The organism is Sphingopyxis sp. Geo48 (genome assembly GCF_949769155.1).
Classification (GTDB): domain Bacteria; phylum Pseudomonadota; class Alphaproteobacteria; order Sphingomonadales; family Sphingomonadaceae; genus Sphingopyxis.
In genome coordinates, this window is the sequence record NZ_CATKPA010000003.1 from 433,125 (window position 1) to 448,636 (window position 15,512).

At 65.8% G+C, this 15,512-nt stretch carries 17 protein-coding genes; 4 read left to right on the top strand and 13 right to left on the bottom strand.

Features of this window, described 5'->3' with window-relative positions; translation table 11 throughout:
• Positions 1-62 precede the first annotated feature (62 nt).
• Both QOL79_RS13645 and QOL79_RS13650 read left to right on the top strand, forming a co-directional pair.
• The gene (locus QOL79_RS13645; protein ID WP_283419946.1) at positions 63-437 is read left to right on the top strand and encodes a VOC family protein; all 375 of its coding nucleotides are present in this window, start codon (positions 63-65) and stop codon (positions 435-437) included.
• The gene (locus QOL79_RS13650; protein ID WP_283419947.1) at positions 437-907 is read left to right on the top strand and encodes a hypothetical protein; all 471 of its coding nucleotides are present in this window, start codon (positions 437-439) and stop codon (positions 905-907) included. Before QOL79_RS13645 ends, QOL79_RS13650 begins: the two co-directional genes overlap by 1 nt.
• A gap of 234 nt (positions 908-1,141) precedes the next feature.
• On the opposite strand, the gene QOL79_RS13655 is transcribed toward QOL79_RS13650, so the two are convergent.
• The 13 genes from QOL79_RS13655 to QOL79_RS13715 form a co-directional block, all read right to left on the bottom strand.
• Complete coding sequence (locus tag QOL79_RS13655; protein ID WP_283419948.1) at positions 1,142-3,502, bottom strand: TonB-dependent receptor; 2,361 nt, start codon at positions 3,500-3,502, stop codon at positions 1,142-1,144.
• Positions 3,503-3,800: 298 nt separating this feature from the next.
• Positions 3,801-5,270, bottom strand: coding sequence for an ammonium transporter (locus QOL79_RS13660; RefSeq protein WP_283419949.1), 1,470 nt, complete (start codon positions 5,268-5,270; stop codon positions 3,801-3,803).
• A gap of 17 nt (positions 5,271-5,287) precedes the next feature.
• The gene (locus QOL79_RS13665; protein ID WP_003043080.1) at positions 5,288-5,626 is read right to left on the bottom strand and encodes a P-II family nitrogen regulator; all 339 of its coding nucleotides are present in this window, start codon (positions 5,624-5,626) and stop codon (positions 5,288-5,290) included.
• 162 nt (positions 5,627-5,788) lie between these two features.
• A complete protein-coding gene (locus QOL79_RS13670; RefSeq protein WP_283419950.1) occupies positions 5,789-6,481 on the bottom strand; it encodes an endonuclease/exonuclease/phosphatase family protein in 693 nt (230 codons plus the stop codon).
• Positions 6,482-6,499: 18 nt separating this feature from the next.
• Positions 6,500-6,730, bottom strand: a complete 231-nt coding sequence (locus QOL79_RS13675; RefSeq protein WP_283419951.1) for a putative signal transducing protein — start codon at positions 6,728-6,730, stop codon at positions 6,500-6,502.
• Positions 6,730-7,293 (bottom strand): pyridoxamine 5'-phosphate oxidase family protein, encoded by a 564-nt coding sequence (locus QOL79_RS13680; protein ID WP_283419952.1) that lies wholly within the window; start codon positions 7,291-7,293, stop codon positions 6,730-6,732. Before QOL79_RS13680 ends, QOL79_RS13675 begins: the two co-directional genes overlap by 1 nt.
• Positions 7,294-7,321: 28 nt before the next feature.
• Positions 7,322-7,897, bottom strand: a complete 576-nt coding sequence (locus tag QOL79_RS13685) for a DUF924 family protein (protein ID WP_283419953.1) — start codon at positions 7,895-7,897, stop codon at positions 7,322-7,324.
• A gap of 7 nt (positions 7,898-7,904) precedes the next feature.
• The gene (locus tag QOL79_RS13690) at positions 7,905-8,315 is read right to left on the bottom strand and encodes a hypothetical protein (protein ID WP_283419954.1); all 411 of its coding nucleotides are present in this window, start codon (positions 8,313-8,315) and stop codon (positions 7,905-7,907) included.
• A 110-nt stretch (positions 8,316-8,425) separates the two neighbouring features.
• On the bottom strand, positions 8,426-9,622 hold the full coding sequence (locus tag QOL79_RS13695; protein WP_283419955.1) for a hypothetical protein: 1,197 nt from the start codon (positions 9,620-9,622) through the stop codon (positions 8,426-8,428).
• 210 nt (positions 9,623-9,832) lie between these two features.
• Complete coding sequence (tldD, locus tag QOL79_RS13700; RefSeq protein WP_283419956.1) at positions 9,833-11,275, bottom strand: metalloprotease TldD; 1,443 nt, start codon at positions 11,273-11,275, stop codon at positions 9,833-9,835.
• A 39-nt stretch (positions 11,276-11,314) separates the two neighbouring features.
• Positions 11,315-11,875, bottom strand: coding sequence for a DUF4402 domain-containing protein (locus tag QOL79_RS13705; RefSeq protein WP_204992299.1), 561 nt, complete (start codon positions 11,873-11,875; stop codon positions 11,315-11,317).
• Positions 11,876-11,958: 83 nt separating this feature from the next.
• Complete coding sequence (locus QOL79_RS13710) at positions 11,959-12,162, bottom strand: zinc-finger domain-containing protein (protein WP_204992300.1); 204 nt, start codon at positions 12,160-12,162, stop codon at positions 11,959-11,961.
• Positions 12,163-12,205: 43 nt separating this feature from the next.
• Complete coding sequence (locus QOL79_RS13715; RefSeq protein ID WP_283419957.1) at positions 12,206-12,766, bottom strand: DUF4402 domain-containing protein; 561 nt, start codon at positions 12,764-12,766, stop codon at positions 12,206-12,208.
• Positions 12,767-12,878: 112 nt separating this feature from the next.
• On the opposite strand from QOL79_RS13715, the gene QOL79_RS13720 reads away from it, so the two are divergent.
• Positions 12,879-13,802, top strand: a complete 924-nt coding sequence (locus tag QOL79_RS13720; protein ID WP_283419958.1) for an ABC transporter ATP-binding protein — start codon at positions 12,879-12,881, stop codon at positions 13,800-13,802.
• A gap of 98 nt (positions 13,803-13,900) precedes the next feature.
• Entirely contained in the window at positions 13,901-15,487 is a 1,587-nt protein-coding gene (gene nadB / locus QOL79_RS13725; protein WP_283419959.1) for an L-aspartate oxidase, read from the top strand.
• Positions 15,488-15,512: the final 25 nt, after the last annotated feature.

Genomic DNA, 15,512 nt, shown 5'->3' on the forward strand with positions numbered 1-15,512 from the left:
CAAGCGATATGGCCGGGGCGATTCTCCGGTCGGCGCGCGGCTTCGGCAAGGGAGGGAATGACATGGCGCTTCAGATCGGATCCGAGCTCACCTGTTCGATGGGCGTCACGAGCATCGACGCGTCGATCCTATGGTACGAGCGCGTCCTGCAGTGTAAGCTGCTCTACCGCGCCGACGCGATCGGCTGGTGCGAACTGGCGACGCCGATGACCGGGGTGAACATCGGGCTCAGCCAGATCGAAGCCGTGACGCAGGGCGGCGGCGCGACGAACGTGTTCGAGGTCGCGGATATCGAGGCGGCAAAGGCGCATCTCGATGGCGAAGGCGTCCGGCAGGACGGCGACATCCAGCATATTCCGGGCCTCGTGAAGCTGCTCACCTTTTACGACCCCGATGGCAATGCCTTCATGTTCTCGCAGTCGGAAATGGCGGCGTGATGTCGCTCTGGTGGGCCGCCGCGCTCATCGCCCCCGCCGTACCCGCTGAAGCGCCGTCGCTTGCCGCCTGGCACGGCCACTGGACGGGGGAGGGGCAGGCGTTCGGAAAGCCCGCGACGGCAACGCTCGACATTGCGCCGGACGGAGGCGGGGCGACGCGCCTTGCCTATCGCTTGAGCATCGCGGGTCCGCCGCCGCTGGGCTATTCCGCCGACGCAAATTATGCGGTCGACGCCAAGCGGCGAGTGCGCGGAAAATGGGCCGACAGCTATGGCCGGACCCGGCCCGTCGCGGGCGGAATTTCGGGTGCAACATGGTGGACGCAATGGGGCAGCGCCGATGTCGAGATCGGGCGCTCCACCTATGTTCTGGAAGAGGGCGGAATACTGACCGTCAGCGATTCGATTCTGCAGGAAGACGGGAGCTGGCGGCTATTCGCCATGCTGCGCTATCGCCGCACAAATGGCTGAAAATAGCGAGTTTGGAGCGCAGCAATTTGGTGCGCACAAAAAAAGAGGGCCGGAACTTTCGTCCCGGCCCAGCCTTTCAGGCTCTCCCCTCCTGAAACTGTTGACGCAATGAATGCCATATTAATGTCATGTTGGAAAGGCTAAAATTGCGGCACCCGCGCCTAAAAATTGTGCAGTCTTTTGTGCAGTTTCGGGAGCGGGTTTTCGCATGCGAAAGCCCGCTCCCTTTCCCGTTCAGAAGGTCTTGCGCGCGGTGATCCCGAAGGTCCGCGGCTGCCCGACGGTGTAGCCGAGGCGTGCCCGCCCGCCGCGTTCGCGATCGAACGAGAGCAGGGCGTTTTCGTCGAACACATTGTTGACGTACGCGATCAGCGACAGGCCATTGTCGAAATCGACCCCGGCGCTGAGGTTCACCAGCTGATAGTCGGGCAGCTGCAGATCGACCGTGGTCGATGCATTCGCCGGCGCGCCGCCGAAGGGCAGCCCATGGACGAAGGTGCGCGGGTTGTTTTCCTGGTCCGCCGGCTGCGTGTAGCGCGTACCGACATGCTGGAACGACGCCGCGACATAGGCCTTCGCCGTGTCGGAGACCGGGAATTCATAGCTGCCCGAGGCCGACAACTGGAACTTCGGCACCGATGGCAGGCGGTTGCCGTTGCGGATCCCGGTCGCGGTCGTCAGCGCGCCGGGCAGGGTGGTGTCGAATTCGGCTTCGATGATGCTGCCCGACAGGTTGAAATCGAGCCCTTCGGTCGGGTTCAGCCCCAGTTCGAATTCGAGGCCCATCGAATGCGCCTTCGGCACGTTGAACACGATGCGCGACGAGCAGCTGCCGGCGTCGAGCGTGACCTGCAGATTCTTGATGTCGTTGTAGAAGCCCGCGGCGTTGAAGGTGAAGCCGCGGCCGCCCGACTTCACGCCGAGTTCGTAGTTCCACAGGCTTTCGTCGTCATAGCTCTGGAAGCCACCGAACAGCGCCGCGTCGGCGGGCGAGCAGAGCGGCAGGTTGAGCGGGTCGTTGACGCCGCCCAGGCGGAAGCCCTTCGACGCCTGCGCGTTGACCGTCACATTGTCGGCGACGTCGTACGACAGCAGGAAGCGCGGGGTGAAGCCGTCCGACTTGGTGCTGTCGGTGCGGCGGTCGCCGTTGGCGAACAGGCCGCCCGAGGTGAAGCTGCGCGTTTCCTTGAAGTCGTAATAGCGGCCGCCCGCCGTCGCGGTCAGCGCTTCGGTGATGTCGTAGCTGACCTCGCCGAAGATCGCGAACTGCTTGATGTCATAGGGCAGGTCGGCGTTGTACGGCGAATTGGCCGGGAAGCCGTTCGCGACCGCCGCCGAGGTGCCGGCGCCGAGCGTCGCGTCGGTGAAGGCGTCGTAACCCGGGGTGGGCAGGCGCTGCATATAGACGCGGTCGATCTTCGAATAGAAGCCGCCGACCACCCACTGGAACGGGCTGTCATTGTCCGACGCCAGCCGGACTTCCTGCGTCCAGGTTTCGAGGTCGGTCGTATCGACGAGGTTCGACGGCAGCAGCACCGCGGCATCGGGGAAGCCGAGGTCGACCGACACCGATCCGGTCAGCGCGCTCGCGTCGCGGCTGACGAGGATGTCGCGGTTGATGTAGCTCGTCACCGAGGTCAGCTTCGCGCCGCCGAGGCCGACGTCGATCTTGAGGTCGGCGAGGAAGGTTTCGTCCTCGAACGCTTCGCGCAGCAACAGATATTGCTCGCGCTCGTCAAAGGTCACCTGCGGCCGGGTCGTGGTGAACTGATTGGCATAGAGATTGTAGATCTCCTGCCGGTTGAAGCCGTCGGCCTTGACCTTCTGATAGACGATGCGCGGGGTGATCGAGAAATTGTCGCTCGGCTCGAAGGTCAGCGCGAGACGGCCGCCATAGCGTTCGCCGCTGTTGATATCGTCACCGCCCGCCGGGCCGATCGCGTTGATGAAGCCGCCGTAGCGCGTGTAATAGCCGACCGCGCGGAGCGCCGCCTTGTCGCCGAGCGGCAGGTTGATCGCGCCCTTCAGGTGACCGCCGATATCGTCGCCGTCGACGAGGTTGATATTGCCCTCGACCGCGCCCTCGACCGTGCCGAGCTTCGGCTGGTTGGTGATGTAGCGGATCGTACCGCCCACCGAACCCGAACCGAAGAGCGTGCCCTGCGGACCGCGCAGCGTTTCGACGCGATTCAGGTCGAACAGGTCGAGGTCGGGGGTGAAGAGCGAGAGCGAGATCACGCTTTCGTCGAGATAGACGCCGACCTGCTCCTTGACGCCCGGTTGGTCGCGCACGACCTGCCCCGCCGAGACGCCGCGGACCGAAACCTGGCTCTGCCCCGGCCCGAGGTTCTGGACCGACAGACCAGCGACATTGCGCGACAGGTCTTCGAGTGTGACCGCGCCAGACTTCTGGATGTCTTCGGCGGTCTGCGCGTTGATCGAGAAGGGAATGTCCTGAATGCTCGTGTCGCGCTTGGTCGCGGTCACGATGATGTCGTTGCCATAGGTTTCGGCGGGTGTCTCTTGCGCCGCCGCATTGGTGGTGATGGCGAGCGCGAGCGTCGAAAGCCCCGCCAGCAGGGTCGTGCGAACCATGATGTCCTCCCAGTTGCTTTCCGCGGGGCTATGTTGCCCCGGCGTGTAACGATGCTGCGCTTTTGCGAAGAGCAAGGCAATGGGGGACGAATCGGGCCCGAAAAAATGGCCGGGGGCTGTTGCATCGCGGCCACGGTCAAAAAGGGCCGGGCAAAAAGAGGCCGGCCAGTGAACGGCCGGCCACAATCGAAAAAATGGCCGGGAACAAGTCCCGGCCAGTGGTTCGCAGGAGGAACCCGGGTAGGATCCCGCCGCCGATTGAAAGAGGAGAGAGAGCGGCGGCGGGTATCCTGTCTCGTTACATATTGTAGGCGCGCTCCCCGTGTTCGGCGAGGTCGAGCCCTTCCTGCTCGACGTCCTTCGACGGGCGCAGGCCGATGGTATATTTGAGCGCGAGGAACAGCACGACGCTGACCGTGCCGGTCCACAGCACGGTGGTGCCGACGGCCCAGATCTGCGTCATCACCTGACCCGCGAGATCGAACTCGCCGGCCTTGGCGACGGGCGCGGTATAGTCGATCCAGCCCTGGCCACCCCAGGCCGGGTTGGCGACGAAGCCGGTGCCGATCGCGCCGACGATGCCGCCGATCGCGTGGATGCCGAACACGTCGAGCGAGTCGTCATAATTGAGTTTCTTCTTCACCGTGGTGACGAAGAAGAAGCAGACCAGCGAGGCGACCGCGCCGAGGATGATCGCGGTGCCCGGGTGGGCGAAGCCCGCCGCCGGGGTGATCGCGACCAGACCGGCGACGACACCCGAAACCGCACCCAGCAGCGACGGCTTCTTGTGCACGATCTGCTCGATGACCGCCCAGGCCACGCCTGCCGCCGCAGTGGCGACGAAGGTGTTGATGAAAGCCAGCGCGCCGAAGGCATTGGCTTCGAGACCCGAGCCGGCGTTGAAGCCGAACCAGCCGATCCACAGTAACGAGGCACCGATCATCGTCATGACCAGATTGTGCGGGGGCATCGGTTCGGTGTTGTAGCCGATGCGCGGACCGATCACGAGGCAGCCGACCAGACCGGCGATACCGGCATTGATGTGGACGACGGTGCCGCCAGCGAAGTCGAGCGCGCCCCAGCCCCACAGCAGGCCGTAATCGGTCGGCGCGGCGTGGAGGAAGTCCGGTCCGGCCCAATACCAGACCATGTGCGCGATCGGGAAATAGGCGAAGGTCATCCACAGCACCGTGAAGATGATCAGCGGCGTGAACTTCACGCGCTCCGCAAACGCCCCGACGATCAGCGCCGGCGTGATGCAGGCGAAGGTCATCTGGAAGATCACGAAGACATATTCGGGGAGATAGACCCCGTTCGAGAAGGTGGCGGCGAAGGTGTTGACGTCGACGCCGGCAAGGAAGGCCTTGTCGAGCCCGCCGAACAGCGCCGGGAAGGGCGAGCCGGTCGAGGTGAAGGCCATCGAATAGCCCCAGCTGAACCAGACCAGCGCGGCGACGCAGACGATCGTCAGCACCTGCATCAGAACCGAAAGCATGTTCTTGGCGCGCACAAGGCCGCCGTAGAAGAGCGCGAGCGCAGGCACCGACATCAGCAGCACGAGCGCCGAGGCGACGAGCATCCACGCCACGTCGCCCTTGTTGACCATCTCGGCCGTCGGCACGAACGGGGCGGGCGCTGCCGCTTCGGCGGCAGGCGCGGCAGGCGCCGCGACCGCCGTCGCCGCTTCCTGCGCCCATACGGGCAGCGCGGCGAACAGCGCGAGGCCCGCGGCCCCCGCGCTCGCCGCAATCTTGTTTGCGAACGTCATATTTTCCCCCTTCGTCATTAGAGAGCCGCCTCGCCGGTCTCGCCGGTGCGGATGCGCACGGCCTGACCCACGTCGAGGACGAAGATCTTGCCGTCGCCGATCGACCCGGTCCCGGCGCTTTGCTGCAGCGTTTCGACGACCCGCGGTGCGAGCGCGTCGTCGCAGACGAGCTCGATCTTCACCTTCGGGACCATGTTGGTTGCATATTCGGCACCGCGGTAGATTTCGGTCTGCCCCTTTTGCCGGCCAAAACCCTTGACCTCGGTAACGGTCATGCCGGCGATGCCGAGCCCGGTCAGTGCTTCGCGCACCTCGTCGAGCTTGAACGGTTTGATGATAGCCAGGATCAGCTTCATGATGCCCCCTTTTGCTTATGGCTCATGTTGCGGTGCAACAGCCGTGCCAGATTGCGCGGGGTGCGCAAAAGTTAACATTTTGTGACGGTTTTGGAGTCCGCGAGAGACGTAATCGTTCGCGGATTGGGCAGGTGAGGCAGGACTTTGCCTAAATTATGGGCATTATCGGGCCTTGAAGCGCGCCCAGATCGGCAGATGGTCCGACGCGCGCGCGGCGAGCGCGCTGCGGTGCACGCCTGCATCGACGGGCTCGAGCTCGGGCGAGGCGAAGATGCGGTCGAGCTTCGCCACGGGCCTGCGGCTGTGGAAGCTGTGGCCGGTGTCGACCAGGTGATGCTGCGCCCCGAAGTCGGCGAGGCAGCCGCCGCGGTTCCGCCATTCGTTGCAGTCGCCCATCAGGATCGTCGGCAAGGGTTCGCCTGCGCCCACATGGTCGAGGATCGCACGCGCCTGTTGCCGGCGGCGCAGCCCCGAAATGTCGAGGTGCATGCCCACGACACGCAGCCGCTGCCCGCCGATCCGCAAGGTCGCGGCGACCGCGCCGCGCGGTTCGAGCGTCGGCAGGTGGAGGGCGTGGCTCTCCTCGACTTCGACGCCCTTGCGGACGAGCAGCGCGTTGCCGTGCCAGCCGATGCTGTGCGGCCGGTCGGTCAGTTCGACGGCTTCATAGTCGCTGTGTTCAGCGAGCATGTGCGGCGGGATCGCGCTCGCGCGCGTGCCGAACCGGCGATCGGCTTCCTGCAGCGCGATGATATCGGCGTCGAGTTCGCCGAGCACCGACAGCACGCGGCCGGGGTCGCGGCGGCGATCGAGCCCGATACCCTTGCGCATATTGTAGGAGGCGACCTTGATCATGACCTGTTTTTCAAGCGCTCAGGCGGCGCTTCCGTTCCCGACCGCTTCGAATTCGGCCATCAACGCGCGCGCGTCGGCCAGATCCTCGTCAAGAACCATCACGCGCACCGGGATCAGCAGTCCGACGCTCTCGGCGATGTTCATCCCCGCGTCGAAGCAGACGGCGTGGACGCCCGCGCTTTCGAGCCGGCCGCGCAGCAATTCGGCCTCGGCGCCGCTCGGCAGGCGGACGAGTTCGACGAGCGCCATCAGGCTTCGCCTGCGAAATAGCGGTCGGTCGCGCGCGTCGGCAGGCCGTCGATGCTCTTCGTGCGCTCCCGGAATTTCTCGACCCACAGGCCGGGGTCGGCCTGGCGGTGATATTTCTGCAGCGTCTCGCGCTCCTGGCTCAATTCCATCATCGGCACGCCCCAGCCGCAGCTGGTCTGGACGCTTTCGACGTCGATGACGAAAATCTGGCGCGTCCCCGGAAGCAGGGTGAAATTCGCGGCCAGCGCATCCCATTCGGCGTCCTGGGGCAGCACCGGGCGGCCGTGGCCATAGAGGCGCAGGATCAGCGCGGTGCGGTCGAAGGCGCAGAACATGATCGTGATGCGCCCGTCGGCGGCGAGGTGCGCGTGGGTCTCGTTGCCCGATCCGCCGAGGTCGAGATAGGCGACCTGGCGGTCGGACAACACGCGGAAGCTGTCCGCATAGCCCTTGGGCGACAGATTGATCCGTCCTTCGCTCGCAGCGGTCGCGGTGAAATAGACCGGCTGCCTCTCGATGAAGGCGATATGCTTGTCGGTCAGCGTATCGGTGAAGTCTGCCATGGCTGCTCTCCGTATCCCTCCGGCCCTATCACCAATTCTTGCCCTCTTCTATCGCCGCTTCCTCGCCGGGCCGCGTCGCGCGGCCGAGCGCGGCGTTACGGTGCGGGAAACGGCCGAAGCGGTCGATGATATCGAAATGCTTGCGGGCATAGGTACCGAACATCGGGTCGGCGAGTTGGCTCATCAGCCGCAGCGATTCGCGCTGGTCGCCGATATCCTCGCTATGTTCGAAGGGGAGATAGGCGAACGGCCGCCGGATCTCGGGCAAGCTCCGGTCCCAGTCGCGCGCGACGATCCCGCGTGCGATCGCGCGAGCGAGATCGTCGCTCGCGAAGGCGTCGGCGTGGTTGCGATAGATGTTGCGCGGCACCTGATCGAACAGGATCACCGCGGCGAGCGCGGTGTCGGGATCGGTCAGGAAATGGTCGGCGGGCAGCGCGCGGAGCGCATCGTGCCAGTCGCCTGCGAGGTCGCGGACCGCTTCGTCGAACGCCGGGCCGCCGCCGTACCAGTCGTCGATGCCGTGGTCGTCGAACCAGAAAATAAGCAGCCGCGCCGCCCAGTCGGCGGGCGGCGACGGGACGCCCTGCGTTTCGTCTGCCATGCTGCGCTTACTGGCCCGACGCGGTCTTGACCTTGCGATAGGGGACGAACTCGCCGAGCGACACGAAGCCGGTCCAGAAATGGCTCGAGCGATCGTGGAGCTGGACGGTGTCGATGCTGCAAAGCTGGCTACCCGTCGTCTTGGTCACCAGCACATCGTCGTCGTCGAGCGATTCGGCGCCCTTCGGCCGGTTGACCCAATAGGTTCCGCCGATCTTGTAAACGATCGCGGTCTTGTCGATCACCTGGCTGCTCGTGACGCTCGACAGCGTGATGCAATTTTGCGGTTCGCCCGCGACGCGGTCCTTGAGCAGCTTGGCGAGCTGGTCTTCGGGGGCGAGCTTTTCGCGCGCGGAGGCTGCTGCGGGAGCGGCTGCGAGAACAGCGGCGGAAAGGATCGCAAGGATTATGGGGCGCATGATGCGACTCCTGTCTGAATAACCCTACCCGCGCGCCTTATACACCAAGTCCGATGAACCGGGAATGACCGGCGATTGGCGCTCTGACCCTAGCCGCGCGGTCCGGCCGGTCAGCAGGTCGGCAGCGGGATGCCGAGCGGTCCCTTGCACTTCTTTTTCTTCTCGGGCTCGGCGGGTGTGCCCCCGCCGGAGCTGCCCATGCCGCCGAAGTCGGCGCCGATCAGCAGCATCGTATGCGAGCGGAAGCGCACCTTCGCGGTCCAGTCGATATTCCACACCGCGTTGCCCGCGGGCTTGGGCGGATAGGAGAAATTCGCTTCGGGCCCGAAGGCGTTGAGGTTGCCGAGCATCATCTCGCCCGACGCCTTCTTGACCTCGGCCGGGATCTGGCAGCTCGTCTGCGTCGGCGGCATCACGATCTTCTTGGTGATGAGGTTCGCCACGACCGAGGGCGGCAGCCAGTCCCACAGCCCGCCGCCGAACTGCTGCGACGCGCTGCTCGTCCACCAGACGATGTCGCCGCCCTTCTCCTGCCGGTCCATGCCGCCGATCGTCCAGGCGACATAGCCGGTCGCGTTCGGCACCTGATTCCAGCGGATCATCACCGACTGGTCGCCCTGGATCGCGGTCGAGGCGCTGAGCCCCTGCATATAGTCCTGTGCGAGGGTGAAATTGATGTCGGAGCCGATGTTGCTCGCGACGCGGTGCGCGCCGAGCAGCGACGATCCCGATCCGGGCTGCTTGCCACCCTTGCTGTTCGGCCAGTCGACGTAGGATTTGCTGTTCGCCTGGCTGACCTCGCGGATCACCGGCACCGCGCTCGAAAAGAGGTTCGGAGGAACCTGTCCGGCGGCGACCTTGGCGAAGTCGATCACGACGGGCTGGCCGGGACCGGCCTTCGCTCCGCAGCCCCAGTAGAGGAGCAGGCGGCCCTTAGGCCGTTCGAATTCGGTCGGATATGTCCCTTCCTTGCGTTCGGGCGCGACCAGCGGCACCGATTTGCCGAGCTTCGCCTGCGGCTGGAAGAAATGGTCGCCCTTCGGCGGCGGCGCGGTCGGCGCCTGGCCCGAGCCGAGGCGGAGCAGCAGCTGGTAGGCGACGCGGTTGTTGGGATCGCCGCCGAAAGCCATGCTCATCGCGCCGCCGAGGCCGCCGCGCCCGCCCGCCATCGCGGCAAAGCCCGACATCGTCGCGACGTCCATCTCATAGCGTTCCTTGGGGCCGGTCGACTTTTGCGCCGAGCCGGGAACGGCGGCGAGCATCGCGGCGATGGTGGCGACAGAAACGAAACGCAGGCTCGAACGCATGAAATCCTCCCTGTTGCGGGGAGGCTGCCCCCGCGGATGATGCGGCCCGATTCTTCTTGTGTTTGAAGGGGGTATAAGCAGGGAAACGCGCCGCGCCAAGTGAGGGCGGTCACAGGCGCACACCACAGTCGTCACCCCGGACTTGATCCGGGGTCCATGGCGGCGATGGCGTCATGAATGCCGGGTCGAGCCCGGCATGACGATATTGGGTTACGCCGTCCCGCCGACAGTCAGCCCGCTGACCAGCAGGGTCGGCTGGCCGACGCCGGCGGGGACGCTCTGGCCGCCCTTGCCGCAGATGCCGATGCCTTCGTCGATCGCCATGTCGTTGCCGATGCCCATGACCTTGGTGAGCACGCTCGGCCCGTCACCGATCAGCGTCGCGCCCTTGATCGAGTCGCCGATTTTGCCGTTCTCGATCTTGTACGCCTCGGTGCAGCTGAAGACGAATTTGCCCGACACGATGTCGACCTGCCCGCCGCCGAAGCTCTTGGCGAAGATGCCGTTCTTGACGCGCGACAGAAGCTCGGCGGGATCGTCGTTGCCCCCGCGCATGAAGGTGTTGGTCATGCGGGGCATCGGCGCGTGCGCGAAGCTCTCGCGGCGGCCGTTGCCGGTGGGTTCGACCCCCATCAGGCGGGCGTTGAGCCGGTCCTGCATATAGCCCTTGAGGATGCCGTCCTCGATCAGGACCGTCTCGCCGGTCGGCGTGCCTTCGTCGTCGATGCTGAGCGAGCCGCGGCGGCCGCCGCCGACCGGGCTTTCCATCGCGCCGTCGTCGACCACGGTGACGCCGGATGCGGCGACGCGCTCGCCGATGCGGCCCGAAAAAGCGCTGGTGCCCTTGCGGTTGAAATCGCCCTCGAGCCCGTGCCCGACGGCTTCATGGAGCAGTACGCCGGGCCAGCCGGGGCCGAGCAGCACGGTGAACTCGCCCGCGGGGGCATCGACGGCGCGCAGGTTGACGAGCGCCTGATTGAGCGCCTCGTCGATCGCGCGGTTCCACTGCGCGTCCTCGAACAGATGATCGTACATATAGCGGCCGCCGAGGCCGAAATAGCCTGATTCCCGACGCCCATTCTCTTCGACCACGATCGAGACGTTGAGGCGAACGAGCGGGCGGATGTCGGTCGCAAGAAAGCCGTCGGCGCGGACGATCTCGACCACCGACCAGCTGCCCGCGAGCGCGACCGAGACCTGCACGACGCGCGGATCGCGCGCGCGCGCCGCGGCGTCGACCTTCTGGCAGAGCTCGACCTTCTTCGCGAAGGGGATGAGGTCGAGCGGATTCGCCTCGTCATAGAGGTGGCGGTTGGTGCGCGGCGGCGGGCCGGCGGGGGCCTGCGTAGCGGGGTCGAGCAGCGCGAGCGTCTCGGCGGCGCGGCGGATCGCGCCGGCGCTGACGTCGCTCGCGTGCGCGAACCCCGTCATCTCGCCCGACACGGCGCGCAGGCCAAAGCCGGCGTCGGTCGAATAGTCCGCCGTCTTGAGCCGCCCGTCGTCGAAGCCGAAGCTCTCGGTCGCGCGATACTGGAGGTAGAGCTCGCCGTCGTCGGCCTTGGCGAGCGCTTCGCGGGCGAGCTTCTGCGCCAGATCGGGGTCGAGCGCGTCGGTGCGATAGAGGAAGCGGCGGGGATCGGTCGGGCTAGTCATACGCCCGATATAGGGGCGCCTGTCCCGCGGCGCCAGCGCTCAGAGATAATTGACGGTGAGCTGGAACGTGCCGCTATAGTCTCCCGCGGGCTGGTTCGCCGGGACGGTGAGCGTGCCGCCGACATAATAGGTCTGGACCCCGCTCGGGAGCAGTGTCGCCGACGAGCCGAGGATCGATATTCCGCCGCCGCTCGTCGTGATCGCGCGGACGAGGGTCGCGGTCATCGATCCGCCGCCGCCGGAGCGGGTCAGGGTGACATTGTTGTCGCCGGTGACGGTGATCAGGAAAATGCCGCCAGTGCCCTGAAACACCGCGCGCTGCGCCGTGGTACCGACCGCGGTGACGCCCCCCGTCGTGCTGCGCGCGTTGGTGGCGGGATTGATCGTCGCGGTGCCCGCGGTCGGGCCGCTCACGAGCGTGCCGAAATCGAGATCGTCCGATTTGACGAGCGTGTTGGGCCGCACGACGACGACCGCCGCCGTGCCCGTCTGGTCGGCCGCGAGGGCCGGGGCGGATGCGAGTGTGGTCGCCGCGACAACGGAAATGATGGCGAGGCGGCGGAGCGCCGCTCGCGATTGGCTGGTCCCTCGAATCCCCACGATTCTGCTCCTGTCTGGAACAGAGCCATAGCGTCGGCGCGTGAATCGAAGATGCGCGGGGATGGTGAATCCGCGCTTAAGCTTTAGCCGTGGTCGGCGACCCCGCCGATAAGAACGAACCGCCGGTCGCAATAGCCGCAGTCGGCGAAACCCTGGTCGGGGTCGATCTCCAGCCACACGCGCGGATGGCCGAGCGCGGCGTTGGCAAGGCCGTCGCCGGTCCCGTCGCAGGCGATGCGGGTCTTGGGCGTGCGGATCGTCTCGGGCGGGGGCGCGGGCTGGGTCATCGACGCGCCTTTAGCAAGCGCGATGCCCGCCCGCAATCGCCTGTCAGAGGTAATTCAGGGTGATCGTGAAGGTGCCGCTGTAGTCGCCGGGCGTCTGGTTCGCCCCGACCTCGAGCGTCGCGCCGACCGGGAAATTATAGTTGCCGAGCGCGCTGGCGATCGTGAAGCGCGTTGGCGTCGTCGACAGGATCGCGGTCGGGGTCGATCCGATCTCGAAATTGCGCACGCGCATCCGCGGACCCGGCCCGGTAATCCAGATCGTGTTCGACCCGAGCGAGATATTGACCTGACGGTTCGGGGTGCCGAGCCCGGCAAAGCGTGCGGGTTCGCCGCCGTTTCCGGCGAGTGTCGCGCCGCCGGTACGGGTGCGCGTCCCGTCGGGCGCGAGCCGCACAGTCCCCGCGGTTCCCGACGCGATGATATCGCCGAAATCGAGGTCATTGACCCGGAAGAAGGAAAGCGGCCGCAGGATGATCACCTCGGCCTCGCCCAGCGTACTCGTCTGCGCGAGCGCCGGCGATGCGGCGGCGGGCGCGAGCAGGAGCGCAATGGCGGCTAGACCCTGCTGCAGCGGCAGCGGGCGAATGATGTGGCTGGTCCTCACATCGTCGCTGATAAGCGCGACTCGCCAATTTAGCGTTAACGCGGCGATCGGCTCGAATTCGCCGCCGCGAGAGGGCTTTCGCGCTGCAAGGCGCGCGGCTATGGAGGCGGCCATGAGTGAAGCCGCCATCCGCATCGACGCCGTTTCCAAGACCTATGCCGGGGGCAAGCAGGCGCTCGACAATGTCAGTTTCGACGTACCGCGAGGGCAGATCTTCGGACTGCTCGGGCCGAACGGCGCGGGCAAGTCGACCTTGATCAACATCCTCGCGGGACTCGTCAACAAGACGAGCGGCCATGCGAGCATCTGGGGCTTCGACATCGACGCCGACCCCCGCAACGCCAAATATTCGATCGGCATCGTGCCGCAGGAGATCGTCTTCGATCCCTTTTTCACGCCGTTCGAGACGCTGGAAAATCAGGCGGGCCTTTATGGCGTTCCGAAGGACAAGCGGATTTCGGATGCGCTGCTCGCCGCGGTGCATCTGTCGGACAAGCGCGATGCCTATGCGCGCACGCTGTCGGGGGGCATGAAGCGCCGCCTGCTCGTCGCCAAGGCGATGGTGCATTCGCCGCCGATCATCGTGCTCGACGAGCCCACCGCGGGCGTCGACATCGAACTGCGCCAGCAGCTCTGGGAATATGTGCAGTCGCTCAACGACCGCGGCGTCACCGTGGTGCTCACGACGCACTATCTGGAAGAAGCCGAGGAGCTTTGCGACCGGATCGCGATCATCAACCATGGCAAGCTGATCGCGAACAAGCCGACGCGCGAACTGGTCGACATGGCGCGCGAGAAGATCGTCGTCGTGACGCTCGACGCCGATGTGACCGTGCTGCCGTCGCATCCCGCGTTCGAGAAGGTCGAGCGCGAGGGCGAGCGCGGCCTTGCGATCAGCTACAACAAGGACCGTATGAACGCGGGCGAGGTGCTCGCCGCGGTCAATGCGATGGGCCACGGTATCGTCGACGTCTCGACGCGCGAGGCCGATCTCGAGGACGTCTTCCTCAACCTGACCCGCGCGGCGAATGGCTAGCCTCTCTTTCCGTTTGCATCGAGCGAAGTCGAGATGCCCATCGGCGGGACTCAAGGTCGCGAGGTGTCTCGACTTCGCTCGACACGAACGGAAATCCAATGGCTGAAAATCTCTCCCACGACGTCATCATCGTCGGCTCGGGCGCCGCGGGGCTGACCGCCGCGATCGCGCTCGCCGACCATTGCCGCGTGCTGGTGCTCGCGAAGGGCGAGCTCACCGGCGGCTCGACCGCCTGGGCGCAGGGCGGCATTGCCGCGGTGCTCGACGCGGGCGATACGTTCGAGAATCATATCGAGGACACAATGGTCGCGGGCGCGGGGCTCAACCGGCGCGAGACGGTCGAGTTCGTTGTCGAAAATGCGCCGCACGCGATTCTGCGGCTGATCGAGATGGGCGTCCCCTTCAACAAGGAGGCCGAGGCGCTGCACCTGACGCGCGAGGGCGGCCATTCGCACCGCCGCATCGTCCATGTCGACGACGCGACCGGCTGGGCGGTGCAGGCGGCGCTCCTGAAGACCGCCGAAGCGCATCCGAACATCACCTTGCTGCCGGGGCAGGCGTGCATCGACCTGATCACCGGGCGGCACGAGGAACGCTATTCGGGTTCGGGCCGCGTGTGGGGCGTCTATGCGCTCGACGAGAAGAGCGGCAAGGTCCACGCGCATGTCGGCCGTGCGACGATCCTCGCGAGCGGCGGCGCGGGGCGCGTGTACCAGTTCTCGACAGCGCCCAGAGGCGCGACCGGCGACGGCATCGCGATGGCATGGCGCGCGGGCTGCCGCGTCTCGAACATGGAGATGATGCAGTTCCACCCGACCTGCCTCTATAATCTGGAGGTCAAGAATTTCCTGATCACCGAGGCGGTGCGCGGCGAGGGCGGCATATTGAAGCACCCCGTCACCGGCCACCGCTATATGCCCGATTATGACGAGCGCGCCGAACTCGCGCCGCGCGATATCGTCGCGCGCGCGAACGACGATCAGATCAAGCGCTTCGGCCTCGACTATGTCCATCTAGACATCAGCCATCTCGACCCCGACTTTGTCGCGGGGCATTTCCCGAACATCTACGAAAAGCTGCTGACGCTCGGCATCGACATGACGAAGCAGCCGATTCCGGTGGTGCCCGCGCAGCATTATACCTGCGGCGGCATATTGATCGACCTCGACGGGCGCACCGACCTGCCGGGACTCTACGCCGCGGGCGAATGCACCGAAAGCGGGCTTCACGGCGCGAACCGCCTTGCGTCGAACTCGCTGCTCGAATGCTTCGTCTTCGGCGAGGCAGCGGCGAAGCATATCATCCATTGCTGGGACCAGCTCGACGTGCCGCCCGCAATCCGCCCGTGGGATGCGAGCCGCGTGACCGACTCCGACGAGGAGGTGGTGATCAAGCAGAACTGGACCGAAATCCGCCGCTTCATGTGGAATTATGTCGGCATCGTCCGCACCACCAAGCGGCTCGAACGCGCGCAGCACCGCATCAAGATGATGACCGGCGAGGTCGAGGATTATTACGGCCACTTCCGCGTGACGACCGACCTGATCGAGCTGCGCAACCTGCTCCAGTGCGCCGACCTGATCGTGAAAAGCGCGCTCCACCGCAAGGAAAGCCGCGGGCTGCACTATACGCTCGATTATCCGAAGCTGCTCGCGGAGGCGCGCGATACGGTACTGGTGCCGTGAGGTTGGTTTAGGGAAATATTCTCAC